This is a genomic window from Micromonospora sp. CA-263727 (assembly GCF_050942455.1).
In the GTDB taxonomy this organism is placed as follows: Bacteria; Actinomycetota; Actinomycetes; order Mycobacteriales; family Micromonosporaceae; genus Micromonospora.
In genome coordinates this window covers 6,386,607-6,412,685 of record NZ_CP192031.1, presented here as the reverse complement: position 1 = coordinate 6,412,685, position 26,079 = coordinate 6,386,607, and the positions used below count along the sequence as shown (strand labels likewise).

24 protein-coding genes are annotated in these 26,079 nt (G+C 73.4%); 17 read left to right on the top strand and 7 right to left on the bottom strand.

All coding sequences use genetic code 11. From position 1 onward, the window contains the following. The first annotated feature begins 32 nt into the window (after nucleotides 1-32). The 7 genes from ACQPYA_RS28140 (at nucleotide 33) to ACQPYA_RS28110 (ending at nucleotide 6,417) form a co-directional block, all read left to right on the top strand. Nucleotides 33-1,427 (top strand): efflux RND transporter periplasmic adaptor subunit, encoded by a 1,395-nt coding sequence (locus tag ACQPYA_RS28140; RefSeq protein ID WP_433533659.1) that lies wholly within the window; start codon nucleotides 33-35, stop codon nucleotides 1,425-1,427. A gap of 11 nt (nucleotides 1,428-1,438) precedes the next feature. Further along, nucleotides 1,439-2,293, top strand: coding sequence for an ABC transporter ATP-binding protein (locus ACQPYA_RS28135; RefSeq protein WP_433533658.1), 855 nt, complete (start codon nucleotides 1,439-1,441; stop codon nucleotides 2,291-2,293). Beyond that, complete coding sequence (locus tag ACQPYA_RS28130; protein WP_433530031.1) at nucleotides 2,290-3,474, top strand: ABC transporter permease; 1,185 nt, start codon at nucleotides 2,290-2,292, stop codon at nucleotides 3,472-3,474. Before ACQPYA_RS28135 ends, ACQPYA_RS28130 begins: the two co-directional genes overlap by 4 nt. 234 nt (nucleotides 3,475-3,708) lie before the next feature. Next, nucleotides 3,709-3,918, top strand: coding sequence for a helix-turn-helix domain-containing protein (locus ACQPYA_RS28125; protein WP_091079691.1), 210 nt, complete (start codon nucleotides 3,709-3,711; stop codon nucleotides 3,916-3,918). A gap of 223 nt (nucleotides 3,919-4,141) precedes the next feature. Beyond that, a complete protein-coding gene (locus ACQPYA_RS28120) occupies nucleotides 4,142-4,243 on the top strand; it encodes a 30S ribosomal protein bS22 (RefSeq protein ID WP_007465623.1) in 102 nt (33 codons plus the stop codon). Between the two features lie 117 nt (nucleotides 4,244-4,360). Continuing rightward, nucleotides 4,361-5,434, top strand: coding sequence for an NAD-dependent epimerase/dehydratase family protein (locus ACQPYA_RS28115; RefSeq protein ID WP_433530030.1), 1,074 nt, complete (start codon nucleotides 4,361-4,363; stop codon nucleotides 5,432-5,434). Nucleotides 5,435-5,559: 125 nt separating this feature from the next. After that, nucleotides 5,560-6,417 carry a lysophospholipid acyltransferase family protein gene (locus ACQPYA_RS28110; RefSeq protein ID WP_433533657.1) on the top strand — a complete coding sequence of 286 codons (858 nt, stop codon included), beginning with the start codon at nucleotides 5,560-5,562 and terminating at the stop codon, nucleotides 6,415-6,417. A 67-nt stretch (nucleotides 6,418-6,484) separates the two neighbouring features. Here the strand turns inward: ACQPYA_RS28110 and ACQPYA_RS28105 are convergent, their stop codons facing one another. The 3 genes from ACQPYA_RS28105 to ACQPYA_RS28095 form a co-directional block, all read right to left on the bottom strand. Further along, nucleotides 6,485-7,360: an HAD family hydrolase gene (locus ACQPYA_RS28105; protein ID WP_433530029.1), complete on the bottom strand. Its 876-nt coding sequence runs from the start codon at nucleotides 7,358-7,360 to the stop codon at nucleotides 6,485-6,487. 111 nt (nucleotides 7,361-7,471) lie between these two features. Beyond that, nucleotides 7,472-8,329: a DUF5667 domain-containing protein gene (locus tag ACQPYA_RS28100; protein WP_433530028.1), complete on the bottom strand. Its 858-nt coding sequence runs from the start codon at nucleotides 8,327-8,329 to the stop codon at nucleotides 7,472-7,474. A 284-nt stretch (nucleotides 8,330-8,613) separates the two neighbouring features. Continuing rightward, nucleotides 8,614-9,558 (bottom strand): ECF subfamily RNA polymerase sigma factor, BldN family, encoded by a 945-nt coding sequence (locus ACQPYA_RS28095; protein ID WP_433530027.1) that lies wholly within the window; start codon nucleotides 9,556-9,558, stop codon nucleotides 8,614-8,616. Nucleotides 9,559-10,163: 605 nt separating this feature from the next. Between ACQPYA_RS28095 and ACQPYA_RS28090 the strand changes: the two genes are divergently transcribed. From ACQPYA_RS28090 to hemB, 8 genes are all read left to right on the top strand, one after another. Further along, nucleotides 10,164-11,747, top strand: coding sequence for an AMP-binding protein (locus tag ACQPYA_RS28090; protein ID WP_433530026.1), 1,584 nt, complete (start codon nucleotides 10,164-10,166; stop codon nucleotides 11,745-11,747). Further along, nucleotides 11,740-11,991 (top strand): glutaredoxin family protein, encoded by a 252-nt coding sequence (locus ACQPYA_RS28085; protein WP_433530025.1) that lies wholly within the window; start codon nucleotides 11,740-11,742, stop codon nucleotides 11,989-11,991. Before ACQPYA_RS28090 ends, ACQPYA_RS28085 begins: the two co-directional genes overlap by 8 nt. A 39-nt stretch (nucleotides 11,992-12,030) precedes the next feature. Then, the gene (locus tag ACQPYA_RS28080) at nucleotides 12,031-12,681 is read left to right on the top strand and encodes an HAD family hydrolase (protein ID WP_433530024.1); all 651 of its coding nucleotides are present in this window, start codon (nucleotides 12,031-12,033) and stop codon (nucleotides 12,679-12,681) included. A gap of 368 nt (nucleotides 12,682-13,049) precedes the next feature. Then, nucleotides 13,050-13,820 (top strand): redox-sensing transcriptional repressor Rex, encoded by a 771-nt coding sequence (locus ACQPYA_RS28075; RefSeq protein WP_433530023.1) that lies wholly within the window; start codon nucleotides 13,050-13,052, stop codon nucleotides 13,818-13,820. Then, nucleotides 13,817-15,145, top strand: a complete 1,329-nt coding sequence (locus tag ACQPYA_RS28070) for a glutamyl-tRNA reductase (RefSeq protein ID WP_433530022.1) — start codon at nucleotides 13,817-13,819, stop codon at nucleotides 15,143-15,145. The genes ACQPYA_RS28075 and ACQPYA_RS28070 overlap by 4 nt, the downstream gene beginning before the upstream one ends. A gap of 76 nt (nucleotides 15,146-15,221) precedes the next feature. Next, nucleotides 15,222-16,223: a hydroxymethylbilane synthase gene (gene hemC, locus ACQPYA_RS28065; protein WP_433530021.1), complete on the top strand. Its 1,002-nt coding sequence runs from the start codon at nucleotides 15,222-15,224 to the stop codon at nucleotides 16,221-16,223. Next, nucleotides 16,220-17,800 (top strand): uroporphyrinogen-III synthase, encoded by a 1,581-nt coding sequence (locus ACQPYA_RS28060; protein ID WP_433530020.1) that lies wholly within the window; start codon nucleotides 16,220-16,222, stop codon nucleotides 17,798-17,800. Before hemC ends, ACQPYA_RS28060 begins: the two co-directional genes overlap by 4 nt. Before the next feature lie 17 nt (nucleotides 17,801-17,817). Continuing rightward, nucleotides 17,818-18,801, top strand: a complete 984-nt coding sequence (gene hemB / locus ACQPYA_RS28055; protein ID WP_433530019.1) for a porphobilinogen synthase — start codon at nucleotides 17,818-17,820, stop codon at nucleotides 18,799-18,801. Between the two features lie 43 nt (nucleotides 18,802-18,844). On the opposite strand, the gene ACQPYA_RS28050 is transcribed toward hemB, so the two are convergent. Together ACQPYA_RS28050 and ACQPYA_RS28045 are read right to left on the bottom strand one after the other, a co-directional pair. Next, entirely contained in the window at nucleotides 18,845-19,861 is a 1,017-nt protein-coding gene (locus ACQPYA_RS28050) for a GNAT family N-acetyltransferase (RefSeq protein WP_433533656.1), read from the bottom strand. A 72-nt stretch (nucleotides 19,862-19,933) separates the two neighbouring features. After that, nucleotides 19,934-21,130, bottom strand: coding sequence for a lytic murein transglycosylase (locus ACQPYA_RS28045; protein ID WP_433530018.1), 1,197 nt, complete (start codon nucleotides 21,128-21,130; stop codon nucleotides 19,934-19,936). 56 nt (nucleotides 21,131-21,186) lie between these two features. Between ACQPYA_RS28045 and ACQPYA_RS28040 the strand changes: the two genes are divergently transcribed. Continuing rightward, entirely contained in the window at nucleotides 21,187-21,405 is a 219-nt protein-coding gene (locus tag ACQPYA_RS28040; RefSeq protein WP_433530017.1) for an FmdB family zinc ribbon protein, read from the top strand. Between the two features lie 184 nt (nucleotides 21,406-21,589). Further along, nucleotides 21,590-24,421 carry an ATP-binding protein gene (locus ACQPYA_RS28035; protein ID WP_433530016.1) on the top strand — a complete coding sequence of 944 codons (2,832 nt, stop codon included), beginning with the start codon at nucleotides 21,590-21,592 and terminating at the stop codon, nucleotides 24,419-24,421. Nucleotides 24,422-24,545: 124 nt separating this feature from the next. Here the strand turns inward: ACQPYA_RS28035 and ACQPYA_RS28030 are convergent, their stop codons facing one another. Continuing rightward, nucleotides 24,546-25,076 (bottom strand): phospholipase, encoded by a 531-nt coding sequence (locus ACQPYA_RS28030; protein WP_433530015.1) that lies wholly within the window; start codon nucleotides 25,074-25,076, stop codon nucleotides 24,546-24,548. 175 nt (nucleotides 25,077-25,251) lie between these two features. Next, nucleotides 25,252-25,977, bottom strand: a complete 726-nt coding sequence (locus tag ACQPYA_RS28025) for a methyltransferase domain-containing protein (RefSeq protein WP_433530014.1) — start codon at nucleotides 25,975-25,977, stop codon at nucleotides 25,252-25,254. Nucleotides 25,978-26,079: the final 102 nt, after the last annotated feature.

Here is a 26,079-nt window from a genome sequence, read left to right as displayed (position 1 = left end):
CCGACCTGGACGGCGCGCCGCCGGCTCGTAGCATGGGTCGGGTGCGCCGCCCCGACTCGCCGCGGCTGCCCGCAGCCACGCGGCCCCGCCTGCTCACCGCCCTGCTCGCCGTCGCCGTCCTGACCCTCACCGGTGCTGCCTCGTGCGGTGCCGACGACCCGTCGATCGCCCTCGCCTCGGCGGCGCGCGCCGAGGTGGCCGAGGAGATCGACGCCCCTGCCACGGTCACCGCCCGGGCCGCGGCCACCCTCACCGCGCCGGCCGACGGCACCTTGGCCAGCCTGCGGGTCGAGCCGGGCCAGCGGGTCAAGCGCGGTCAGCTACTCGCCGTGGTCGACTCGCCCTCGGCCCGGGAGCGGCTCCGCCAGGCCCGTGCCGCGCTCGACGCCGCCAAGCGGGCCGGCGGTGGTGGCGGTGGAAATCTGGCCGGCTCGTTGCGGGGCACCGACCGGGCGGCCGGGGAGGCGCACGCCGCCGCCCGCGCGGCAGCCGCGAAGATCAGCGACCCGGAGCTGCGGAAGGCGCTGCTCGCGCAGGTCGAGTCCGCGGCGCGCCAGTACGACGCCGCCGCGCGCGCCGCCGACCGGGCGGTCCGTGAGGTGCAGCGTGGGGTACGCAACCTGAACTCCGCCGTCAACGCGCTGGCCACCGCCCAACGACTTCAGGCCCAGCAGGCGTACGACCTGGCCAAGGCGACGGTGGACGCGCTGACCCTGCGCGCCCCGATCCCGGGCGTGGTGCAACCGGGCGGGGTGAGCACCGGCGGAGGTTCGGCCGGTGCGCTCGCCGGGCTGCTCGACGCGGCGGGCGGGATGCCGGCCGGGATCGGCTCGGACGCGCTCGGTGGCGGTTCGGCCGGACCGCCACCGGGGGTGGACACCGCCGTTCCGGTCGGTGGCCGGGTCACCGCCGGCACTCCCGTGCTGACCGTGGTGGACACCGGTGAGCTGGGCCTGCTGGCCGAGGTCGACGAGACCGACGTGCTGCTGGTCCGGGCCGGCCTCACCGGCACGGTCGAGCTGGACGCGGTCCCCGGCGCGACGTACGAGGCCACCGTCCGGTCGATCGACGTGCTGCCCGGCACCTCGGCCCGGGGCGGGGTCAGTTACCGGATCCGGCTTTCGCTCGGGGCCGGCCGGTTCGGCGAGGCGGAACCGGCACCGACCCCGCGACCCGGGATGAACGCGGTGCTGCGGCTGCGGGTCCGGGAGGCGGCGGACGCGGTGACCGTGCCCGCGTCGGCGGTCTTCTCGGCGGACGGGCGGGACGCGGTCTGGCTGGTCCGCGACGGTCGGGCCGGCCGGGCGGTGGTCATTGTCGGCGTGCAGGGCCAGGACCTGGTGCAGATCGTCGACGGGGTACAGCCCGGCGACCGGGTGGTGATCCGCGGCACCGACCAGGTCCGCGACGGCCAGGAGATCGGGTGACCGCAGATCGGGTGACCGCGGCGATCGAGGCGGTCGACGTGTCCCGGACGTACCAGCTGGACGGGTTCTCCGTACCCGCCCTGCGGGGCGTGTCGCTGACCGTGGCGGCCGGCGACCACGTGGCCCTGATCGGGCCCTCCGGGTCGGGCAAGTCCACGCTCATGCACCTGCTCGGCGGCCTCGACCGCCCGACCGGTGGCCGGCTGGTGATTGGTGGTCGGGAGGTGGGCACGCTCTCCGCGCCCGAGCTGGCCCGGCTGCGCAACGAGACCATCGGCTTCGTGTTCCAGGCGTTCCACCTACTGCCGCGCACCTCGGCGGTGGACAACGTGGCGCTGCCCCTGGTCTATCGGGGGGTGGGTGCCCGCCAGCGGCGCGAGCGCGCCGCCGCGATGCTCGGGCGGGTCGGCCTGGGGCACCGGTTGGACCACCGGCCCAACCAGCTCTCCGGCGGCGAGCAGCAGCGGGTGGCGATCGCCCGCGCGCTGGTCACCGATCCGACCGTGCTGCTGGCCGACGAGCCGACCGGAAACCTGGACAGCGCCACCGGCGCCGCCGTGCTGGAGCTGCTGGAGCGGCTCAACGCCGAGTCGGGGGTGGCGCTGGTGATGGTCACCCACGACGCGGAGGTGGCCGCGCGGGCCCGCCGCCGCATCGCGATGCGCGACGGCGTGATCGTCGCCGACAGCGCGGCCGACGCGTTCAGCGGGCCCGGCCCGGCCGGCGAGGCCGGCCCGGCCGACAGCGGCACCCGCCCGGCCGACAGCGGCACCCGCCCGGCCGACAGCGGCACCGGCCCGGTCGGCGGCGGGGCTGGCTTGGTCGGCGGCGGGGCTGGCCCGGCCGACAACGGGGGCGGCTCGTGAGGCTGGCCGAGGCGTGGCGGGTGGCGTCGGACGCGCTGCGGGCCAACCGGATGCGCAGCCTGCTGACCATGCTCGGGGTGGTCATCGGGGTGGCCTCCGTGGTGCTTCTGGTGGCCATCGGCACCGGCACCAAGCGGCAGGTCGAACAGCAGGTCGAGGGGCTCGGCTCCAACCTTCTGCTGGTCGTGCCGGGGCGGCTCGACGTGGGTTCCGCACCGGCGGTCTCCCCGCTCACGTTGCAGGACGTGGAGGTCGTCGGCCGGGTGGTCGGCGATCCGAGCCGGGTCGCGGTGACGGTCGCCTCCGGCGCGACGGTGCGGGCCGGCACCCGGCAGGACTTCACCACCGTGCAGGGGGTGCTGGAGACCACCCCGTCGGTCTTCGCCCGGGAGCTGGCCCGCGGGCGTTACCTGACCCGATCCGATGTGGACACCGGCCGGCGGGTCGCGGTGCTCGGCGATGCGGTCGCGCGCGCCCTCTTCCCGGACCGGGATGCGGTCGGCCAGCAGGTCAATGTCGCCGGCGTCCGGTTCCGGGTGATCGGCGTCTTCGTGCCGCTGGGGCAGAGCCTCGGCGTCGACCGGGACGACGAGGTGCACGTCCCGGTGACGGCGGCCCAGCGGCTGTACGGCACCCAGCGGGTGGACGCCATCGCGGTCAAGGCGCCGGACCGGGAACGCATCGACGAACTGGGCGAGCGGATCGTGGCGGAGCTGAACGGCCGGCACCCGGGCACCGAGTTCAGCGCGGTCACCCAGGAGCAGATCCTCGGCGTGCTGGGTGACATCCTCGGCATCCTGACCGGCGTACTGGCCGCCATCGCGGGCATCTCGCTGCTGGTCGGCGGGGTCGGCGTCTCCAACATCATGCTCGTCTCGGTACGCGAGCGGACCCGCGAGATCGGGCTGCGCAAGGCGGTCGGGGCCCGCCCCCGGGACATCGGGGTGCAGTTCCTGCTGGAGGCGGTGCTGCTGACCTCGATCGGTGGGCTGACCGGGATGGCGCTCGGCGTGGGCGGGGCGCTGCTGGTGGCCGCCGTGTCGCCCATCCCGGCGGCGGTGACCTGGTGGTCACTGGCGTTGGCCTTCGGTGTCTCGGCGGCGGTCGGGATCCTCTTCGGGGTGGTGCCCGCGCAGCGGGCCGGTCGGCTCGACCCGGTGGTCGCCCTACGCGCCGAGTGAGATCGGTGGAGCGATGACCAGTGGCCGAAGATGATCGGTGTCGGCACTTCCGGCACAACGCCCCCGACCAGGGGTTTTTCCCGGAAGGTCGGGATCAGTTTCATGATCAGTTGCAGGAAGGGATCGCGCCGGTCACAGCCGTCCCGCTACCGTACTGGTAACACGCGCGTCGCCGGTCGCGCGGGATCACCCGTGCGGCGGCACGCGCCGGGCATGGGATGGGTCGGGTGAGCCATGGCCGGGTCGCAGTCCGACGGGCGACTGTCGGATGTCAAGTTCCTGACCGTCGCCGAGGTGGCGACGGTGATGCGGGTCTCCAAGATGACGGTCTACCGTCTTGTGCACAGCGGTGAGCTGACCGCTGTGCGGGTCGGCAGGTCGTTCCGGGTGCCCGAGCACGCGGTGCACGAATATCTTCGCGGCGCCTTCCAGGAAACCGCCTGACCGGCGCGTGAGCCCGGCCGCGGCCGGCCCGGTGAACGGGCATCGACCGGGGGCGCGTTGGTCCTGCTGACGCATCCCCGCTACGCTGGACTCCGATCGTGACCGCTGGTGCGCTCTGCCGCCCATGCCGCCGGTCCGGTCCGTTGTCCGCAAGCGGTCGCCGACGTCGATGGTTCATGGCGTCTTCCCGGTCGCGCCGCACATTGCATCGAAAGGCTGTCGTATGGGCTCGGTGGTCAAGAAGCGCCGCAAGCGCATGGCTAAGAAGAAGCACCGCAAGCTGCTGCGCAAGACCCGCGTCCAGCGTCGCCGTCTCGGCAAGTGACCGGTGCCGGGCCGCGGCCCGGCATCCGTTGCTTGCCAACAGTCGACCCTCGGAGGCTCAGGTGACCAGGCCGTGGCTGCCCCGGCTCGGTCCCACCTGCCGGGGGAGGTGCGAGACATGACCCCCGGTGGCTCCGTGAGCCCTCCGGGGGTCGTCGTCGTGACCGGGGTCAGTCGCTATCTCGCCGCGCACGTCGCTGCCCGGCTCGCCGCCGACCTGCGGATCGACCGGGTCATCGGCGTCGATCTGCTGGAGCCGGGGCCGGAGGTCGGCGGGCTACTCGACCAGGTCGAGCGGATCCGCGTCGACCCCGGTGCGGTCGGTGGTCTCCTCGCCGACCTCGACGTGGACGCCGTGGTGCACCTGGCCCTGGCCAGCGCGCCGGACCCGCAGCACGGGGGCCGGGCGGCGATGAAGGAACAGAACGTCATCGGCACCATGCAGTTGCTCGCGGCCTGCCAGCGGGCACCCCGGTTACGCAAGATCGTGGTCCGCTCCTCGACCGCGGCATACGGGGCGTCGTTCCGGGACCCGGCCGTCTTCACCGAGGAGACCGAGCCGCGTGAGGTGCCGCGCGGCGGTTTCGGCCGGGACATCCTCGACATCGAGGGGTACGTCCGCGGTTTCCGCCGCCGGCGCTCCGACGTCACCGCCACCGTGCTGCGCTTCGCGCCCTTCATCGGCTCGACGGCCGACACCACGCTGACCCGCTACTTCGCGCAGCCGGTGGTGCCCACCATCTTCGGCCGCGACGCCCGGTTGCAGTTCCTGCACTTCGACGACGCCCTGGAGGTGCTGCACCGGTCGGTCGTCGAGGACCATCCGGGCACCTACAACGTTGCTGGCCCGGGGGTGCTCGCGCTGTCCCAGGCGATCCGCCGGGCCGGTCGGCTCGCCGTGCCGGTGCTGGAGCCGGGCCTGTCCGGTGCCGTCGGGCTCGCCCGGACCATGGGCTTCGGCCGCTACGGTCTCGACCAGGTCGACCTCTTCGTGCACGGTCGGGTGGTGGACATCTCCCGGCTGAAGCGCGAGTACGGATTCACCCCCCGCTCGACCGCCGACGCCTTCGACGACTTCATCCGCGCGCACCGCGGTGGTGCCGTGGTGACCCGGGAACAGTTGGCCGCCGCCGAGCAACTCGTGCTCGACCGCATCCGGCAGGTCCGGGCCGCGGTACGGGAGCAGCCGTGACCGGGCCCGCCGAGCAGCCCGACGAGGCGCACGTCGACCGGTACGTCGAGCCGTCACCGGTCACCCCCGACCCGGCCCTCGCCCGGCGCAACGGACACCACCCGCCCCGGCCTTCCGCCCCGGCGGTGGCGGACCAGCCCGGCGACGTCTGGGACCGGCGGGTCGCCGACGGTCTGGCGTTCCTGCGTCGGCGGCTGGCCGGCGACTACGAAGTGGACGAGTTCGGCTTCGACCCGGAGTTGACCGAGGCGGTCTTCCACCCGCTGCTGCGGAGGCTCTACCGGGACTGGTTCCGTACCGAGGTCAGCGGCCTGGAGCATGTCTCCGCCGACGGGGCGGGGCTGGTGGTGGGCAACCACTCGGGCACGGTGGCGCTGGACGCCCTGATCCTCTCCACCGCCCTGCATCACGAGCATCCGGCTCATCGCTATCTGCGGTTGCTCGGCGCGGACCTGGTCTTCCGGATGCCGCTGGTCTCCGAGATAGCCCGCAAGACCGGGGGCACGGTGGCCTGCAACCCGGATGCCGAGCGGCTGCTGAGCGGCGGCGAGTTGGTCGGCGTCTTCCCGGAGGGCTTCAAGGGCGTCGGCAAGCTGTACGCGGAGCGTTACAAGCTGCAACGCTTCGGCCGGGGCGGCTTCGTTTCGGCGGCGCTGCGTACCGGCACGCCGATCATCCCGGTCGCGATCGTCGGCGGCGAGGAGATCTATCCGATGCTCGCCGACATCAAGCCCCTGGCCCGGCTGCTCAAGCTTCCGTATTTCCCGGTCACGCCGACCTTTCCCTGGCTCGGGCCGCTGGGCATGGTGCCGCTGCCGAGCAAGTGGCTGATCGAATTCTGCCCGCCGATCCCGACGGCTCACCTGGTCGACGCCGCCGACGACCCGCTGGTCGTGTTCAACCTCGCCGACCAGGTCCGGGAGACCATCCAGCAGACCCTGCACGAGCTGCTGGCCCGGCGCCCGGACCCGTTCGGCCCGTGACCAGGCCGGGCTCGCTCGGCCCGTGACCAGGCCGGGCCCGTTCGGGCCCCGGCCGGCATGGGCTGCCTCAGTCGCTGCTGCTACGGCGGCGGCGCTGCAACGCCACACCGGCGGTGACCGCGCCGGCCACCAGTCCGGCGGCGGCGGTCGACGGGACCGCGATCTTGACGGCCCGGCGGCCGGTGCGGAAGTCGCGTACCTCCCAGCCGCGCTGGCGAGCCTGGCGCAGCAGGGCGGTGTCGGGGTTGACCGCCACCGCCCGGCCCACCATGGACAGCATCGGCAGGTCGTTGGCGGAGTCGCTGTAGGCGGCGCACCGGGATAGGTCCAGACCCTCCACGGCAGCCAGCTGGGTGATCGCCTCGGCCTTGGCCGGCCCGTGCATCAGCTCGCCGACCAGCCGGCCGGTGTATGCGCCGTCGACCACCTCGGCGACCGTGCCGATCGCGCCGGTCAACCCGAGCCGGGTGGCGATCACCCGGCCGATCTCCACCGGAGCGGCGCTGACCAGCCAGACCCGCTCACCGGCGTCGAGGTGGCCCTGGGCCAGCCGGCGGGTCCCGGCCCAGATCCGCGGTGCCATCAGCTCGTCGAAGATCTCCTCGGCGAGCCGTTCGACGTCCTCCACCCGCCAGCCCTCGACGAACGCGAGGGCGACCTCCCGGGCCTGCGACATGTCCCCGGCGTGCTCCCGGGCGAGCAGCCGGAACCGCAGCTGTTGCCAGGCGAACCGGGCCAGGTCGGCGGTGGTGAAGTAGTTGCGGGCGGCCAGGCCGCGGGCGAACCAGTAGATCGAGGCGCCCTGCATCATCGTGTTGTCCACGTCGAAGAAGGCCGCGGCGCTCGGGTCGGGGGCTGCCGGGGGAGCCGGATCGGTCTGCGCCCAACCGGCGGTGTGCCCGTGCACGTCGGTGCTGACGGTCACCTTGCGGCTGCGCGCCACCGTTCCCCCCTCACGTCGCCCGCCGGGACGTCGAACTCCGCCCCCAGCGAGGGTAGCCGGCACGGACACACCCGACCGCCGGCGCGGGTGTGGCGTGCGCTGCTCACCGGGTCAGGGGCAGCTGCCGGGGATGGGGCCGAGGTCGTCGCTGGCGGTGGTGGCCGGTCGGCCGCAGGCGATCGCGGCGCGCAGCGCATCGGCGCGTTCGGCGACCGACGCCAGCAGGGCCAGCGACTTCGAGGTGCGCTCCTGGTCCGCCCGGCTCCCGCGCTCCGTCAGCGGGTCGAGGGCCCGCCGCTGCCGGCTGACGAAGGCGTCGACCGCGTCCAGCGCCGCCGGGTCCGAGCGCTGCGCCGCGGCCCCGGTCAGCAGGCGTACGCCCTGCCGGGTGTCCGCGTCCATGTCGTCCAGCACCGCGCGGTAACCGGCCCGGTTGCCGCGCAGCGAGTTCGCCTCGGCCAGACGGGTACGGGAGAATTCGAGGAAGAGTTGGCCGCGGCTGATGTCGGAGCTGGTGAGCGCGAGTTGGGCCCGCTCGGTGCCGCGTTTCATGCTGTAGAGCGCGTCACCCGGTACGGCGTTCTCGCTCGCGGCCGAGATGCCGGAGACGGCGATGGCGCCGGCCGCGATGCCGACCAGGATCGCGCCCCGGGCGCGGGCCCGGCGGGCGGTGACGGCCGGCAACAGCGAACCCCGGCCAGTGCTGGTTCTCTCGGCCGGCTGTGCGGCGGGCGCGCCGATGCCCTCCCGGGCGGCGGTGGCCAGCAGCATCGCCCGCAGGCTGGCGCGGAACTCCTGGTCCACCTCGGCCGCGGGCGGCCTGGTGTTGAGCTGCCGGCCGAGCGCGACGAGCGGCGTGAGCTGGTCGTCGACCCGGGACCGGAGATGATGGCGTCGGGCGCCGTTGGCTTCGTCGAGAAGCTGCGCGAAGCGCTCGGCGCGCCGACGGGCGAAGAGGGCGTTGTCCACCGCGGCACCTCCTCTCGCTGGTCGCGGCCGGTCGGCCGCGGTCACCGCCAGCGACCGATGACCGCTTGGCAGCACGGCGGAGGCCGCCGTTGGCGCCACCGCCCGTCATCCGGCGGGCCCGGGTTCCCGGGCTGTCACCGGTCGCACCCGGAAAAACGCAGCGAACCGGCGGCGGGTTACGGGCCGGAGGAGGGCGAAATTACGCAAAGTGATGACTGTCATGCCGCGAGATGGTGCTGAGCTGGTCGGACACCGGCGGTGGCGACTCCGACGCGTTGCCGGCGCTACGGCTGGAAACCGTCGGGGAGGAGTCGCGCCAGGGCCCGGACCGCCCGATACTGGAGCGCTTTGATCGCGCCCTCGTTCTTGCCCATCGCCCGGGCCGTCTCGGCCACCGAGAAGCCCTGGAGAAAGCGGAGCACGATGCACTCCTGCTGCTCGGGGTTGAGGCGCTTGACGGCGGTCAGCAATGCGACGTTGGTGATGTGTTCCACCACCGCCGCCTCCGGACTGCCCTCCGGGCCACGATCCTCGCGGTCGGCGTCGAGCACGTCGCCGGTGGTCACCTCCAGCCGGTAGCGGCCGGACTTGAAGTGGTCGGCGACGAGGTTGCGCGCGATGGTGACCAACCAGGCCCCGAGGTCGCGGCCCTGCCAGGTGACGCTGCCGATCCGCTTGAGGGCCCGCAGGAACGTGTCGGAGGTGAGGTCCTCGGCGAGTTGGCGGTTGCCGACCCGGAAGTAGACGAAGCGAAAGACGGTGTCGACGTAGCGGTCGTAGATCAGCCCGAACGCCTCGGCCTCACCGGCCTGGGCGCGCTCGACGAGGCCCCAGACCTCGGTGGCCGGATCGGACGGGTCGGGCCGGCTCGGGTACCCGCTCGACGTGCCGGTTGAGGTGGTCACCGCGGGGAGCACCGCGGTCTCGGTCGACAGCTCGGTGACCGGCGCGTCGCCGCTGCGTCGGGCCTGTGCCGGCATCGTCGGCCGGCTCGGAGAGGCGACCCGCCCGCCGGTCGGCATCGTGTTGCCGCCCGGCACCGGTGTTCGGTGTGGTGGCTCGTTCTGGTGCGGTCGGCTGCCGACCCGCCGGGCGGTGCCCTCGCCCCGGACGGTGAGGTTGCCCGTCGCGTCCTGGGGGCCGGGTGTGCTGCCGCGTTCGTTGACCGGGATGCGGGCCGCCGGACCGGAGAGGCCCATCGGGCGGTGTGCGAAGCCAAAGGTGCTCATCGTGCCGCCTCCGTTCCGCCGTCCGCCGCGCTGGCAATGGCCGGTCGGCCGGTCGGGGCGCGGCCGGGCAGGGCGGCTCTGGGGTGTGCCGGCGGGCGGCAGATCCCCTTGAGGTGCTGGTCCAATGCGCTGACGGGCACGGGGGCCTCCTCGGGCTGAGGGGTGTCGACTCACGGCAAATGGGGTGAGCCGACCCGAGTGATGATAGGGCCAACGTCACCCGCGCGTGGCAAGTCCGTTACACAGGGCCAAAGTATTTACCGACAGGTCGCACACCTGGCGGACCGGTTGTCCGTCGGGTGTGGTTGACAACCGGCCTTTTGGCTGGTCCGTCGTGGAATGGCTGTTCAGGCTGGTGGTGGCGGGTGCCACCGGGCGCGCGTACCGGTGCCGGCGCCGCCCGCGGGGCAGCTGGCCGGCCTCGGCCGGGCCGCTGCGACGGCATTGTCCCGGTACCCTCGGTGACGCCGGGCGAGTTCCATGCACGGGACCGCGGCCGTGCTCCGGGATCGATCGGCCGCCGGCCGAGTCTACGCGCCGCCGAAGCTGGCCGGGTGGACGCGAGGCATGGCCGGTCCGGTCGTGCTGTGCCAGACTCAGCCACCGTGCAGTACGCAGCCGACGGCATCGGGCCGAACCTCGCCGACCGCCTCCGCCGGGCGGCGGTGACCCACCCCGACAAACCCGCGCTGCGCTGGCAGGGCGGGGCGATCACCTGGTCCGAACTGGACGAGACGGTGACCCGGGTCGCCCGGTCGCTGGCCCACGCCGCGCCGGCCACCGACCCGCCACGTCGACCGGCGCGGGTCGCCGTGGCGCTGCCCAACTCGCCGGAGTTCGTGGTCAGCCTGCTCGGCACGCTGCGCGCCGGGCTGATCGCGGTGCCGGTCAACCCCGGCCTCGCCGGCCGGGAACTACGGCACGTCCTGGTCGATTCGGGCGCGTCGGTGCTGATCGGCACCGAGCGGATCCGTGATCTGGCGGCCACGGCCGCCCTGCCCACGCTCGGTGCGGTGCACACCACCCCGCCGACGACCGACGTCGGCGGGGCGGGCTTTCCCGCCCGGGACGCCGACGATTTGGCGGTGCTGATCTACACCTCCGGCACCGAGGGCTGGCCCAAGGGCGCCATGCTCACGCACGGTGCCCTGGCGGCCAACCACGATCAGGTCGGCCGCATCGATCCGCCGGTGGTCGGTCCGGAGGACACCATCCTGCTGGCGCTGCCGCTCTTCCACGCGTACGGGCTGAACACCGGGCTCGGTGCGGTGCTCCACCATGGCGCGACCGGGGTGCTCGTCGACGACCCGGGTCCCGACGCGGCGCTCGGCGAGATCGCCCGGCACCGGGTCAGCGTGCTGGTCGGCGTACCGTCGATGGTGCAGGCATGGTCCCGGGCGGACGCCGGAACGCTCGCCGCGGCGATGGCCGCGGTGCGGGTCGTGGTCTGCGGCGCGGCGCCCCTGGAACCGGCGGACGCGGCCCGCTTCACCGAGGCCACCGGTCGCCCGGTGCACATCGGGTACGGCCTGACCGAGACCGCGCCGGTGCTCACCTCCACCCTGGTCGGCGGGGTGCCCCGGGCCGGCTCGATCGGCCGTCCGCTGCCCGGGGTCGAGCTGCGGCTGGTCGGGGCGGACGGCGTCGACCTGTGGCACGACGGCCGCGCCGTGCCCGACGACGACTCGGACGAGCTGGACCTCTCCGACCCGGCCACCGGCACCGACCCGGGTCAGATCGTGGTGCGCGGGCCGAACCTCTTCTCCGGGTACTGGCCGGACGGCGCGGGCGGAGCGGACGCGACCGGCTGGTGGGCCACCGGCGACATCGCGTACGCCGACGCCGACGGCGACCTCTTCCTGGTGGACCGGCTCGGCGAGCTGATCCTGGTCAACGGCTTCAACGTGTACCCGCACGAGGTGGAGCTGGTGCTCTCGGAGCACGTGGCGGTGGCGGAGTCGGCGGTAGTCGGGGTGCCGCACCCGAGGACCGGGGAGACTGTCCGGGCGTACGTGGTGCCGGCGTCGGGGCACCGGGCGACCGGTGCGGAGCTGATTGCCCACTGCGCCCGTAACCTGGCCCGGTTCAAGTGCCCGACCGATGTCGAGTTCGTCGACGTGCTGCCCCGCTCGGTGATCGGAAAAGTACGCAAGACCCTGCTCGGCGCGATGGAGGAGAACGATGCGTGAGCCCCGCCTGACCCTGATCACCCGACCCGGCTGCCACCTGTGCGAGGACGCCAAGGCGGCGCTCGAACGGGTGGTCGCGGTCACCGGCGACCGGTGGACCGAGTGGGACGTCAGCGCCGATGTCGAGCTGGAACGCGAGTACGGCGACCGGCTGCCGGTGGTGCTGCTGGACGGCAAGGAGCACGGCTACTGGCGGGTCGAGGAGGAGCGCCTGCTGCGCGACCTGACCTCCCCGCAGCTCTAGCCCCTGTGGGCGCTCGGCGTCCCCGGATAGGGTGCGGCGATGACCCCTGTACGCCCCCACCTGGTGTGGGATTGGAACGGCACCCTGCTCAACGATCTCGATCTGGTGGTGGCCTGCACCAACGCGGTGTTCGCCAGCGAGGGGGGACCGAGCGTCACCGCGGCGCAGCACCGGGTGCGGTTCCGTCGGCCGATCGCCGACTACTACGCCGAGGTGCTCGGGCGGGCGGTCGACGACGAGGCGTTCGGCCGGCTGGACAAGATCTTCCACGATGCGTACCGCCTCGGCCTGACCAGCTGTGAGCTGGCCCTCGACGCCGTGGACGCGATGGCGGCCTGGCCGGGTAGCCAGTCGCTGCTCTCCATGTGGTTCCACGATGAGCTGGTGCCCGCGGTGCAGACGTACGGCCTGACCGGGCGCTTCACCCGGGTCGACGGGCTGCGGGCGGAGGTCGGCGGCGACCGCAAGGCCGAGTCGCTCGCCCGTCACCTCGACGGACTCGGCATCGACGGCCGGTCGGTGGTGCTGATCGGCGACTCGATCGACGACGCGGAGGCGGCGCTCGCCGTGGGCGGTCGCGCCGTCCTCTACACCGGCGGCTTCACCGATCAGGCCCGCCTGCACGCCTCCGGCCACCCGGTGGCCGGCACCCTCCTCGAAGCCGTGACCCGGGCCACCACCCTCCGCTGACCGCCCCTCTTTTCGATCATGAAGTTGTTGCGCTCCGAATCGGCGGGGCGGAGGCAATAACTAGTGATCAACGATTTGCAATGGCTGTGGGGCTGTGTGTGATTGGTCGGAGAGGTCGGGATTGGGGATAATCGCGCGTGGGATGTGGGCGGGGCCTGGTGCGGGGTGTTTTGGGATCTTGAGGAGTGGAGCGGCTGGTGGAGGCGCGGGGGGTGCCGACAAGATCGCGATTTGTGCACGTCTTCACAAGCGCCTACTCTGTAATTCCGACGCGCCCCGCTAGCACAGCCGGCAATTTCGGTCGCCAGCGGGAGTCCCGAAACGGCCGACCGGTGGAGTTGGTCGAGGATCGCACCGCACGGAGTCTCATGAGTCAGCACCGTCACCCTGGCGCGCCCGGCCGCGCCGGTGCCGTACCGGCGCTCCCGGACCTGCCCGAGGCGACGGTGGCCCGGCTCCCCGAATACCTCCGTGCCCTGCACGATGTCGCCGAAACCGGCAACGAGACGATTTCCAGCGAAGGGCTGGCCAACGCCGCCGGGGTGAACTCGGCCAAGCTCCGCAAGGACCTGTCCCAGCTCGGCTCGTACGGCACCCGGGGCGTCGGATACGACGTGGCGCTGCTGATCGAGCAGATCGAGTACGTGCTCGGCCTCACCCATCGTCGGGCGGTCGCCCTGGTCGGCGTGGGTAACCTCGGTCACGCCCTGGCCGGCTACGACGGCTTCGCCAGCCGTGGCTTCCGGATCGCCGCCCTGCTCGACGCCGACCCTGCGCGGGTCGGCGAGGAGATCAACGGCCTGGTCGTGCAGCACGTCGACGAGCTGCCCCGGGTGGCGGCCGAGGAGTCGATCGCGATCGGCGTCATCGCCACCCCCGCAGCGGCGGCCCAGCGGGTCGCCGACCAGTTGGTGGCCGTCGGCGTAACGAGCATCCTCAACTTCGCGCCGTGCGTACTCTCGGTTCCCGACGGGGTCGACGTGCGCAAGGTCGACCTCGCCATCGAGCTGCAGATCCTGTCGTTCCACGAGCACCGCAAGGCATCCCTGACCGGGCTCCCCGCCGCCGGTGGGTCCGGGCTCACCGCCCTGCCGGGCGGTCTCGCGATCACCGATAGCCAGGAGGCGATCGGCACGTGAAACTCCTCGTCGTGGGCGCGTCCTACCGCACCGCGCCGGTCGCCACCCTGGAACGGCTCGCGGTGCCCCCGGCCGAGCTCACCCGCACCCTGGACCGCCTGGTTGCCCAGCCGTACCTGAGCGAGGCCGTGCTGGTCTCCACCTGCAACCGGGTGGAGGTCTACGCGGCGGTGTCCGGCTTTCACGGCGGCCTCGGTGACATCTGCGCCGTCCTCGCCGAGCGGGCCGGCTGCCAGCCGGCCGCGCTGGCCAACAACCTCTACGTGCACTTCGACTCCGCCGCGGTGGGCCACGTCTTCCGGGTCGCCGCCGGCCTGGACTCGATGGTGATCGGCGAGGCGCAGATCCTCGGTCAACTCCGCGACGCCTATCACTGGGCCAGCGGTGCGGACACCACCGGGCGGCTGCTGCACGAGCTGATGCAGCAGGCGCTGCGGGTCGGCAAGCGGGCCCACTCCGAGACCGGCATCGACCGCGCCGGCCAGAGCGTGGTCACCGCCGCGTTGGGGCTGGCCGCCGGCCACCTCGATGACGATCTCACCGGCCGCCCCGCGCTGGTCGTCGGGGCCGGGGCGATGGGCTCGCTGGGCGTGGCGACGCTCTCCCGGCTCGGCGCCGGGCCGCTGACCGTGAGCAACCGCAGCGCCGACCGGGCCGTCCGGCTGGCCGAGTCGTACGGTGCCGGCGCGCGGCCGATGGCCGAGCTGGCCGCCACGGTATCCACAGTGGACATCGTAGTGGCCGCCACCGCGTCCGCCGAGCCGGTCCTGAACCGGGCAGTCGTCGCCGAGGCGGTGGCCCGCCGCGACCCGGGGCGCGGGCCGCTGGTCCTGCTCGACCTGGCCGTACCGCGCGACGTCGGGCCCGGCGTGGCCGAGCTGCCCGGCGTCGAGGTGATCGACATCGACCGGATGGCGGCGCTGCTCGCCGACGGTCCGGCCGCCGCGGACGCCGCCGCCGTCGAGCGGATCGTGGCCGGCGAGGTGGAGTCCTTCCTCACCTGGCTGCGCGGCGCCGACGTGGCGCCGACCGTCGCCGCCCTGCGCGGCCGGGCCGACGACGTGGTCACCGCCGAGCTGAGCCGGCTCGCACAGCGCCGTCCCGACCTCACCGACGAGCAGCGCGCCGAGGTGGCCCGCACCGTGCACCGGGTGGTCCAGCGGCTGCTGCACCAGCCGACCGTGCGGGTCCGCAGGCTCGCCGCGGAACCCGGCGGCGACCAGTACGCGGCCCTGCTCCGCGAGCTGTTCGACCTCCAGGTGCCACAGACCTCCCCGGTGGACACCATCCCCGACATCAACCCGTCAACCGGAGGCGAGCGATGAGCGAGCGGCAGCGAGCGAATCAGCAGCGCAGCGCGGAAAACGCTCAGATCGACGCCGAGCGCAGCGAGGTGGCGGCATGAGCGCGAGTGCCCCGCTGCGCCTCGGTACCCGGGGCAGCAAGCTGGCGATGGCCCAGTCCGGGCAGGTCGCCGACGCGCTGACCGCCCACACCGGGCGCCCGGTCGAGCTGGTCGAGGTGGTCACCGCCGGTGACCGGTCCAGTGCGCCGGTGCACCGCCTCGGGGTCGGCGTCTTCGTCTCCGCGCTGCGCGACGCGCTGGTCGCCGGGACGATCGACTTCGCCGTCCACTCGTACAAGGACCTGCCCACCGCCACCGCGCCGGGGCTGCACATCGCCGCGGTGCCGCCACGGCAGGACCCGCGCGACGCGCTCGTCGCGCGGGACGGGAAGACGTTGGCCGAACTCCCGCCGGGAGCGAACGTCGGCACCGGCGCGCTGCGCCGGATCGCCCAGCTGCACGCGCTGGGTCTGCAACTGTCGGTCACCCCGATCCGGGGCAACATCGACACCCGGCTGGGCCGGGTGCGCGGCCCGGAGGCCGACCTGGACGCCGTCGTCCTGGCCCGGGCGGGCCTGGCCCGCATCGGCCAGACCGACGCGATCACCGAGACGCTCGACCCGATGCTGATGCTGCCCGCGCCCGCCCAGGGCGCGCTGGCGGTGGAGTGCCGGATCGACGACCCGGAGCTGCTCGAACTGCTCGCCACGCTCGACCACGCACCGTCGCGCGCCGCGGTCACCGCGGAGCGGGCGATGCTGGCCACCCTGGAGGCCGGATGCTCCGCACCGGTCGCCGCCTACGCCGTCGTCGCCGAAGGCGAGCCAACCGGCTCCGGCGCCGAAGACGATGTTGTCCAGGAGATCTACCTGCGCGGGGCGGTGATCAGCCCGGACGGCACCCGCGAGATCCGGCTGTCCCGCACCGGAACGCCCGCCGACGCGGCGGAGATCGGCAAGGCACTCGCCGCCGAACTCCTCGACCTCGGCGCCGACTCGATCCTCGGCCCGCAAGGACACGACGGCCCGGGGACCCAGCAATTTGGGAGCACAGAATGACCCGCACCCGTAAGCCCGTAGGCCGGATCGCGTTCGTCGGGGCCGGCCCCGGCGACCCGGGCCTGCTGACCCGCCGGGCGCACGACGCCCTGGTCGACGCCGACCAGGTGGTATACGACCGGGGAGTCCCCGAGTCGCTGCTCGACGCCGTCCGGGCCGAGGCCAAGGAAGACGCCCAGTTCAGCCCGGCCGAAGGCGCGCCGGGCGACGTGGCGAAGGTGCTGATCTCGGCCGCCCGCTCCGGGCAGAACGCGGTACACCTGGTGGCCGGCGACCCGTTCGGCCACGACTCGGTGGTCAAGGAGGTGCAGGCGGTGGCGCGTACCGCCGCGCACTTCGAGGTGGTGCCGGGGGTCGGTCAGGCCGAGGGGGTGGCCACCTATGCGGGTGTGCCGCTGCCGGGGGTACGCACCGCCGCCGACGTCGAGGATGTCGGCACCCTGGACTTCGACGCGCTGGCTGCGGCCGTGCACCGCGGTTCACTGGCGCTCGCGGTGGACGCCGGTGATCTCGCCGCGATCCGGGACGGACTGCTCGCCGCCGGGGTGGACGGCGTCACCGGCGTCGGCGTGACCGGCGACGGCACCGGGGAGACGCAGTACACCACCACGTCGAGCGTGGACTCCTTCGTCGCGGCGGCACTCGGCTTCACCGGCCGGGTCGTGCTGACCGTCGGCGAGGGCGTGGGCCAGCGGGACAAGCTCAGCTGGTGGGAGAACCGCCCGCTGTACGGCTGGAAGGTGCTGGTCCCCCGGACCAAGGAGCAGGCCGGCGCGATGAGCGCCCGGCTGCGCGCGTATGGGGCGATCCCGTGCGAGGTGCCGACCATCGCGGTGGAGCCGCCGCGCACCCCGGCCCAGATGGAGCGCGCGGTCAAGGGCCTGGTCGACGGCAGGTACGCCTGGGTGATCTTCACCTCGGTCAACGCGGTGCGGGCGGTCTGGGAGAAGTTCGCCGAGCACGGTCTGGACGCCCGGCACTTCGGCGGCGTCAAGATCGCCTGTATCGGCGAGGCCACCGCCGACGCGGTGCGCGCCTTCGGCATCCAGCCGGAGCTGATCCCCGCCGGGGAGCAGTCCTCCGAGGGGCTGCTGGCCGAGTTCTCGCCGCACGACGAGGTGCTCGACCCGGTCGGCCGGGTGCTGCTGCCGCGTGCCGACATCGCCACCGAGACGCTCGCCGCCGGGCTCACCGAGCGCGGCTGGGAGGTCGACGACGTGACCGCGTACCGGACGGTCCGGGCGGCCCCGCCGCCCGCCGAGATCCGGGACGCGATCAAGTCGGGCGGGTTCGACGCGGTGCTGTTCACCTCGTCCTCCACGGTCCGGAACCTGGTCGGCATCGCCGGCAAGCCGCACGCGCGTACCGTTGTCGCAGTCATCGGACCGAAGACGGCGGAGACCGCGACGGAGTTCGGCCTGCGGGTCGACGTCCAGCCGCCGCACGCGTCGGTGCCCGATCTGGTGGAGGCGCTCGCCGGCTACGCCGTCGAGCTGCGGGAGAAGCTCGCCGCGATGCCGGCGAAGCAGCGCCGCGGTTCGAAGGTGCAGGGGCCGACCGCGCTGAGGTTCCGGTAGTCGCTAAGGAGCATCACATGCCGTACCCCGAGATCCGGCCCCGCCGGCTGCGCCGTACCGCGGCCATCCGGCGCCTGGTGTCCGAGACCCGCGTCGACCCGGCCGAGCTGGTCGTGCCGATGTTCGTCAAGGAGGGGCTGACCGAGCCGAGGGCGATCGCCTCGATGCCCGGGGTGCTCCAGCACTCGCGGGATTCGCTGCGTAAGGCCGCGGTGGAGGCGGTGCAGGCCGGCATCGGCGGGATCATGCTGTTCGGCGTGCCGGCGTCGCGTGACGAGCGCGGCGCCGGTGGCCTAGACCCGAACGGGATCCTCAACGTCGCGATCCGTGACGTGGTCTCCGAGGTGGGCGACGCCACCGTGGTGATGAGCGATCTCTGCCTGGACGAGTTCACCTCGCACGGGCACTGCGGGCTGCTGACCCCCGACGGTTTGGTGGACAACGACGCCACCCTCGCCGCGTACGCCGAGATGGCGGTGGCCCAGGCCGCCGCCGGGGTCGCGGTGGTCGGGCCGTCGGGGATGATGGACGGGCAGGTCGGCGTGGTACGCCGGGCGCTCGACGCGGCCGGTCACACCGACGTGGCGGTGCTGGCGTACGCCGTCAAGTACGCCTCCGCGTTCTTCGGTCCGTTCCGCGACGCGGTGGAGTCGGCGCTGGAGGGGGACCGGCGCACCTACCAGCAGGACCCGGCGAACCTGCGCGAGTCGCTGCGCGAGGTTGAGCTGGACGTCGCCGAGGGCGCCGACATGGTGATGGTCAAGCCCGCCCTGCCCTACCTCGACGTGGTCGCCGCGATCCGGGCCGCGGTGGACGTCCCGGTCGCCGCCTACCAGGTCTCCGGCGAGTACGCGATGGTCGAGGCGGCTGCCGCGAACGGCTGGATCGACCGGGAGCGGGTGATGCTGGAGACGCTCACCTCGATCCGCCGCGCCGGCGCCCAGATCATTCTCACCTACTGGGCCGTCGAGGCCGCCCAACTGCTCCGCCAGCGCTACTGACCGCCCGCCCCTCCCACGCCTGACCCTGTCAACTCTGCCCGGCTCAGCGTGTGCTGTCGAGGCGGTGGACCAACTCGGCGACGTCGATGCTGTATTCGCACCAGTCGCGGTCCGGGCGGTAGCCCAACTCCGCGTTGACCTTGAGCATCGCCTCGTTGGCCTGGGCGTTCCAGGTCTGCACCTCGGTCAGCTGCGGCTCGGCCGAGCGTAGCTCCAGCAGCATCCGGGCCTTGATCGCGCGATCGATCCCGTAGCCGCGGTGATCCTGCACGACGATGGTGTCGTACTGGTCGGCGCGGGTCGGGTGCTGCGCCGGCACCACCACCTCGGTCAGGCCGGCCACCTCGCCGGTCTGCTCGTGCAGGGCGAGCACGATGTACGGCTTCATCCCCCGCCGGTGCAGGCAGTCCAGGCTGTCCCGGAGCCGCTGCGGGTCGTACGAGCTGGGTCGCAACTCGCCGTCCTCGACGTCACGGATCTCGGCCTTGGCCCGCGCGTACGCCTCGATCAGGTCGTCGGGCGGCCCGCCCGGGTGGAACTGGACGTGGTAGCCCGCGCCGACCGCGGTGGACATCTCTGCCAACTCGGCCCAGTCGACCGCGGCGAGGTCGAGCACGCTGCGGGTCTCGACGTACTCCCGGCTGAAGCCGAGCGACTCGTAGAAGGCGACGGCGGGGGTGTCTCCCACCACCTCCACCCCGATCGACTCGAAGCCCTCCTGGTAGACCCGGCGGGCGGCGCGCAGGACGAGATCCCGGCCGAGCCGGCTGCGCCGGACGGCGGGGTGCACGAGCACGTCCAGCACGCCGATGTTGCCGAGCAGCAGGACGTTCACCTGGCCGACAAGCGGGCCGGGCGCGCCGTCGGGGGTCGGCTCGGCCTGGGCCACCCAGGCGATCCGCCGTTCGCCCGGCATCACCTCGCCGAGATATTCCCGCAGCGAACTGTTCCGCCAAGGCGGATCCTGCGGAAGATCGACCGCCAGGACCGCGTTCAGCGTGTCCAGCAGCGACGCGATCTCGTCGGACGACGCGGTCCTGGGGTCCCACTCGCGCACCATCACCCGTCTAGCTTGCCGTTAACGGCAGCCTGGGGGAAGTGTCCAGTTCTCCAATGTACGCGGACGATCACTTCATGTGCGACTGGCCTGTCCGTACCGGTTGGCGGTGTCGAAGACCTCCTGGGCGTACCGGCGGACGTCGTTGTACGACAGGATGGCGTTCCACCAGTCACCCGGAATGGTGAGGTTGCGGCCCCCCTTGCACAGGTACATGCCGGCGGCCAGGGCGGCGTCGTGAATGTTGTGCGGATCCTTGCGGCCGTCGTTGTCCGCGTCCGCCCCGATCTCCTGCCAGGTGGTCGGGATGAACTGCATCGGCCCGATCGCCCGGTCGTAGGTGGTGTCCCGGTCCAGCTCGCCCCGGTCGGTGTCGGCGATCCGCATCCGGCCACCCTGGCCGTCCAGCGGCAAACCGATGATCTCCGGGGTCGCCCGGCCGTCCGCACCGAGCCGGGCGTTGTTGGCCTGCCCGTGGCGGGACTCGACGAAGCCGATCGCGGCGAGCGTGGTCCAGCTCAGGCCGCAACTGCGGTTGGTCTCGGCGAGCACCATCTCGGCGTAGCCGTACGCCTGCATGGCGGTCGGATCGATGCCGACCTTGGCGCCGACCTCGCGGGCCCAGCCGGCGAGGGCGTCGGACGGCCGCCCGCTGACCGGCGGAGCGCCATCCGGCGCGCCCGGCGGCAGCGTCGCGGTGGGCGGTGGGACGGCGCCGGGCGGCGGCGCCTCGCCGGAGGGCGGGAGGTCGCCGGGGGCCTCGGGCCCGCCGTCGGTGGCGTCGGCCGCGACCGGCCGCGGTGCGCCGAGGGTCGCCGGCACCAGCAGCGCTCCGGCCGTGGCGGTCGCCGCCACCAGCGCGAGCAGGAAGACCCCGGGCAGGGTCAGCCGGCCGCTGGGCCGCCGGGACCAGGCCCGGGTCGCCCGCGCCGCGGCACGCGGCCCCGGCAGCCGTACGGCGTGCGCGAAGCGCGCCCGGCGGCGCGGGGCTTCCGGCGGCCCGGCGTCCGGTGTGGACTCGCTGGGCGGGGTGTCCGGGTCGATCTTCGTGGCCGGTTCGCTGCCGGTCCGGGTGACCGGTCCGCCGTCGGTCCCGGTGGCGGGTTCGTCGGCGGGTGCCGTGTTGCCCGAGTCGTCCGGCGACTCGGCGGATCCCAGCCAGGGCCGGCGGGGCCGGGGCAGCCCGATGGTCGGCCCGTCCGGGGCGGAGCCGGCCCGCGGTGTGGCCGGCCGGAGGGGCCGAAGGGTCTTGCTCTCTTCGCCGTCTGCCACCAGTCGAGTATCACCCATGTTCCCGCAGGCGTCAGTTCCGGCCGTACCCTGATGCCATGCCCCGGTACGAGTTCCGTTGCCGCGCCTGCGGCGACACCTTCGAGGTCAACCGCCCGATGGCCCAGGCCGGCGAGCCGGCTTCCTGCCCCCAGGGGCACGTCGACACGGTGAAACTGCTCTCCACCGTCGCGGTCACCGGTCGCGGTGGCGGCGTGACCGGCAGTGCGCCCGCACCCTCCGGCGGTGGCTGCTGCGGCGGTGGCTGCGGCTGCTGAGGTCCCAGAATGTCGTCCCGGCGACCGGGCCACTGTCGCAGGTGGTGGGACGGGCCGGGTCGGCCTTGCCCGGACGCCGGGTCCGATGGCACCTTGGGTCGGATCCTCGGCCGACCGTTCTCACGATGTGTGATGGCCTGATTTCGGGAAGCATGACGTCGAGGCCAGGGGGGAGGTTCCACGCATGTCGCCACGGATCCACCTCCCGACCGGCTGGGTGACCTTCGTCTTCACCGACATCGAGGGCTCCACCCGACTGGCTCAACTGCTCGGCCCCGGCTACCGGCCGGTGCTGGCGGAGCACCGCCGGCTGCTGCGCCGGACGATCGCGGCGACCGAGGGGGCGGAGCTGCTCACCGAGGGCGACTCGTTCTTTCTCGCCTTCGGCGACGCTGGCGCCGCGCTGACCGCCTGCCTGACCGCCCAGCGCGCGCTCGTCGACCACGAGTGGCCCAACCCGGAGGCGGTGCCCCGGGTGCGGATGGGCCTGCACACCGGCTGGGCCGAGCCGCGTGACGGCGAGTACGCCAGCCCCGAGGTACACCGGGCGGCCCGGGTGGCCGCCGCCGCGCACGGTGGGCAGGTGCTCTGCACGGCTGCCACGGCACGGCACGCCGACCCGCTGCCGGCCGGCTCGTCCCTGCTCGACCTCGGGCTGCACCGGTTGCGTGGCTTCGACGACCGGGAACGGCTCTTCCAACTCGTCGCACCCGGGCTGGAACGGCAGTTCCCGCGCCCGCGTACCGCCGACGCGGTGGCGCACAACCTGCCGATCCAGGTCACCTCGTTCGTCGGCCGGCAGGCCGAGCGGGCCGAGCTGAGGCAGTTGGTGGCCGGGCACCGGCTGGTCACCGTGCTCGGCGCGGGCGGGGGCGGCAAGACCCGACTCGCCGTGGAACTCGCCACCGACCTGGTCGAGGAGCATCCGGACGGGGTCTGGTTCGTCGACATCGCCGCGGTCACCGACCCGGGCCTGGTGGCCTTCGCGATCGCCGCGGTGCTCGGGCTGCGTCCCGAGCCGGGCCGTCCGATGGTCGAGACCCTGGTGGAGTACGCCGCCGGCCGCCGGATGCTGATCGTGCTCGACACCTGCGACGCTCAGCCGGCGGCCTGCGCCGACGCGATCTCCCGGTTGCTCGCCGGCGGGGGTGGGGTGCGGGTGCTGGCGACCACCCGGGAGCCGTTGGCGCTGCCCGGCGAGGTGGTGTGGCGGATCCCACCGCTGTCGGTCGACCCGCCACCGGACGGCACCGAGAGTGACGCGGTCGCGCTGCTGCTCGACCGCACCGCGGCGGCCCGGGGCGGTCGTCAGCCCGATCCGGCCGAGTCGGCGGACCTGCGTCGGGTGGTACGGCGGCTGGACGGCCTGCCGCTCGCCATCGAGCTGGCTGCCGCGCGGCTGCGGGTGCTCTCGGTCGGGCAACTCGCCGAGCGGCTCGACGACGTGCTCGGCACCCTCGACGCCGGCCGGGAGGATCCGGAGCCGCCACCGGCCGACCGGGGCTACGCCGGCAACCAGCAGGACACCGTGGACCTGGTCGCGGCGGCGACCGGGGCCAGCCCGCCGACCCCGGCCAGCCGTGCGGTGGCGCGCTCGGCGACCGAGCGGCACCTGACCATGCAGGCGACGGTGACCTGGTCGTACCGGACGCTCGGGCCGCGTGCCGCCCGGCTGCTGCGCTGGCTGGCGGTCTTCGCCGGTCCGGTCGATCTGCCGACCGTGCAGTGGTTGCTCGTCGACGACCCGCTCGACCCGCTCTCCGTGCTGGTGGACAAGTCCCTGGTGCTGGCGGAGCCGCACGCCTCGGGCTGCACGTACCGGATGCTCGACCCGATCCGGGCGTACGCGGCCCGTCGCCTCGCGGAGGCCGGTGAGGAGCAGGCCGCCCGGAACCGGCACGTGGCCTGGTCGGCGCACGCCCTGGAGCGGGCGCACCTGGGGCCGGACGGGCAGCCGGTGACCCTCTCGCTGTACGCGCTGGATCCGCTCGCCGGCGAGCTGCGCGCCGCGCTGCGCTGGTGCGCCACGGGGGGCAGCGCCCGGGCCGGCCTGCGACTGGCCGGTGGCCTGGACCAGTGGTGGCGGGAGCGCGGGCTGGCCCGGGAGGGGCGGCTCTGGCTGTTCCGGCTGTACGGGCGGATCGCCGAGACCAGCGAGACCATCCCGGAGGGCGAGCTGGCGGCGGCGTACCACATGCATTCGCTGCACGCCGGGGCGGATGGTGAGTTCGCCGAGGAGCTGCGGTACTCGCAGCGGGCCGAGGCGGCGGCCCGGCAGGCCGGTGACGCCGGACTGCTGGCCCGGGTGCTCGCCGGGCGGGCGGCCCCCCTGGCCGACATGGGGCAGTTCACCGAGGCCGAGCGGGTCTGCCAGGAAGTCATCGACTGGGCGCACGAGCAGGGGGTCGACGCCGATGCGTTGTTCGCCGTGTTCCGCCTGGCCGAACTGCTGTGGCGGCGGGGCGCGTTGGACGAGGCCGCGGAGTTGCTCGGCGCGGCGCGGCCGGTCGAGGCGTCCCGGCCGGTCGACCGGGGCCGCCGGTCGGTGGACATGCTGCTCGGCATGGTCGCGCTGGCTCGGGGTGACCTGGTGGCGGCGCACGAGCACCTGCTCGTGGCGTTGCGGTCGCGGATGAACCACGGCTTCCACCGGCGGGCCTGTGACACGCTGACCGCGATCGCGGTGCGCTGTGCCGCCGGGGACGAGCCGCTGACCGCCGCCCGACTCTTCGGCGCGGCCGAGGCGACCCAGGCCGGCCTGCGGTCGACCCCCGGCATCTACGACGCGTACTGGACGGAGCAGCAGACGGCGTTGCGCCGGACGCTGGGCGACGCTGCCTTTGACGAGGCGTACGGGGAAGGCGCCGACCTGGGCCTGGACGAGGCCGTCGCGCTGGCGCTCGGCGTCGAGCATCCCGACCTGGCGGCCGACTCCGCCCGGTTCGCGGCTCAGGCCGGCCGTGCCGCTCCCCGGCAGTCGACCGCCGCCGCCGACTGGCACACCGAGCCCGCCTGACGGGGATTGCCCGCCTCTGCGGCCGATACCCGCCGGCGCCGCGGAATGCGGTCGTGCCGGGCGGACCGGTGCTGCCGGACGCCCGGCCGGAGTGCCCGGCCGAACGTCCGGCGAGGTGCGCCGGTCAGGCGCGGGCGAGGGCGTCGGCCTTGATCCGGGCGGCCCGGTCGATGTCGGACTGCTGGACGGCGGCGGCCGATCCGAAGATGCTGACCGCCTGGTAGTAGGTCCAGGCCAGGCTGGAGCAGGCCGGCCGGACGACGGCGTTGTACGTGGCACAGACCCGCTTCAGGTCCTCGTAGAAGGCGCTGTCCAGGCGCGACTTGTTGGCGCTGAACTGGCCGACCGCCTTGTAGTTGCGGTAGCCGAAGTCGTGGCGGGCGCAGGGGAGGGTGAAGTTGAACCCGAGTGGATTGTCCGGGCTGGACGAGCAGTAGTCGGTGGACCAGTCGAAGTTGTACTCCGCCCATGGTGCCCGGTTCTGTCGCGCCGAGTTCCAGGCGTTGTAGCTGCTGGCGCTGGTCTGGGTCCAACTCGACAGCACCGACAGCTTCTGTGCCGGGGTGACGGCCGCCGCGGCGGGGGAGGCGACGGCGAGGACGGTGAACAGCGCGACCACGCCCGAGGCGAGGAAGGTGGCGAGGCGTTTGGGCACGGTGATACCTCCGCTGAGTGTGCGGTGGACGGGGGTTACCGGCGAGTCACCGGAGTGCCATCAGTGTCGATCAATGCTTCGGCCGATGGGTGTAACCAATGAGAAATATTGGTGACCAGTGCTGAAACAGACGAATGCCCCGAACGACCAGGTCGTCCGGGGCATTCGCCCCCGCTCAGTCGAAGAAGCGGGCCAGGTGGGCGGGGGAGGAGCCGGCGTCGTTGGGCCCGAGCGGAGTGAGATCGGCAAAGATCGACGCGCCGTCGGTGCCGGCGTGCAGCGGATGCCAGCGTGGCGTGCCGGGCGGGCGCATCAGGCAGATGCCCTTGATGGTCTGCACGTCCAGCAGCCGGACGTGGGTCGGGTCGGCGACCGCGTTCACGTGACCCCACCAGGGGCTCATCACGTGCAGCACGCCGCCCGGGCGGAGCACCCGGTGGCACTCGTCGAGCAGCGGCAGGAAGTCGATCAGGTGCTCCAGGATGTGCACCGCGAAGAGCACGTCGACCGAGTCGTCGGCCAGCGGCAGCGAGCCGGAGAGATCGGCCACCGCGTCCACCCCCGGCGCCGGGAAGATGTCCAGGCCGAGATTGCCCGGCCACTGCTTGGTGGCGCCGCAGCCGAGGTCCACCACGACCGGGTCGCGCCCGCCGACCCGTACCCGGCACCAGACGCCGTAGACGCCCGCCAACCGGCCCACCCGCTCGCGTGCCAGCCGGAGCTGAGCCGGCTCGCCGACCTCGCCGGTGAGGTGGGCGACGCCCCGGTCGAAGCGGACCTCGACCGCCAGCGAGCGCAGCCGGTCGTCGTGGCGGACCTGATCCGCCCATGCCTCGGTGAGGAACCCGTCCACCGCGCGCAGTCGCTCGGCCGAGGGCGGTGTGTGTGCCAACGCGACCATTCGACCACCTCCGGCCGGCCCGTTACCCGGATCCGTGCCCGGTATGCGTCTGTTGTCCCGGAAGTTTGCCCCCGATCGCACCCGGCGACCGCTCGGATGCCG

Bases quoted from the DNA above. Each gene is read 5' to 3' on its own strand.
- ACQPYA_RS28140 (WP_433533659.1), top strand. From the start codon at position 33: ATGGGTCGGGTGCGCCGCCCCGACTCGCCGCGGCTGCCCGCAGCCACG.
- ACQPYA_RS28125 (WP_091079691.1), top strand. From the start codon at position 3,709: ATGGCCGGGTCGCAGTCCGACGGGCGACTGTCGGATGTCAAGTTCCTG.
- ACQPYA_RS28120 (WP_007465623.1), top strand. From the start codon at position 4,142: ATGGGCTCGGTGGTCAAGAAGCGCCGCAAGCGCATGGCTAAGAAGAAG.
- ACQPYA_RS28115 (WP_433530030.1), top strand. From the start codon at position 4,361: ATGACCCCCGGTGGCTCCGTGAGCCCTCCGGGGGTCGTCGTCGTGACC.
- ACQPYA_RS28095 (WP_433530027.1), bottom strand. From the start codon at position 9,558: ATGAGCACCTTTGGCTTCGCACACCGCCCGATGGGCCTCTCCGGTCCG.
- ACQPYA_RS28085 (WP_433530025.1), top strand. From the start codon at position 11,740: ATGCGTGAGCCCCGCCTGACCCTGATCACCCGACCCGGCTGCCACCTG.
- ACQPYA_RS28080 (WP_433530024.1), top strand. From the start codon at position 12,031: ATGACCCCTGTACGCCCCCACCTGGTGTGGGATTGGAACGGCACCCTG.
- ACQPYA_RS28075 (WP_433530023.1), top strand. From the start codon at position 13,050: ATGAGTCAGCACCGTCACCCTGGCGCGCCCGGCCGCGCCGGTGCCGTA.
- hemC (WP_433530021.1), top strand. From the start codon at position 15,222: ATGAGCGCGAGTGCCCCGCTGCGCCTCGGTACCCGGGGCAGCAAGCTG.
- ACQPYA_RS28060 (WP_433530020.1), top strand. From the start codon at position 16,220: ATGACCCGCACCCGTAAGCCCGTAGGCCGGATCGCGTTCGTCGGGGCC.
- hemB (WP_433530019.1), top strand. From the start codon at position 17,818: ATGCCGTACCCCGAGATCCGGCCCCGCCGGCTGCGCCGTACCGCGGCC.
- ACQPYA_RS28050 (WP_433533656.1), bottom strand. From the start codon at position 19,861: ATGGTGCGCGAGTGGGACCCCAGGACCGCGTCGTCCGACGAGATCGCG.
- ACQPYA_RS28040 (WP_433530017.1), top strand. From the start codon at position 21,187: ATGCCCCGGTACGAGTTCCGTTGCCGCGCCTGCGGCGACACCTTCGAG.
- ACQPYA_RS28035 (WP_433530016.1), top strand. From the start codon at position 21,590: ATGTCGCCACGGATCCACCTCCCGACCGGCTGGGTGACCTTCGTCTTC.
- ACQPYA_RS28025 (WP_433530014.1), bottom strand. From the start codon at position 25,977: ATGGTCGCGTTGGCACACACACCGCCCTCGGCCGAGCGACTGCGCGCG.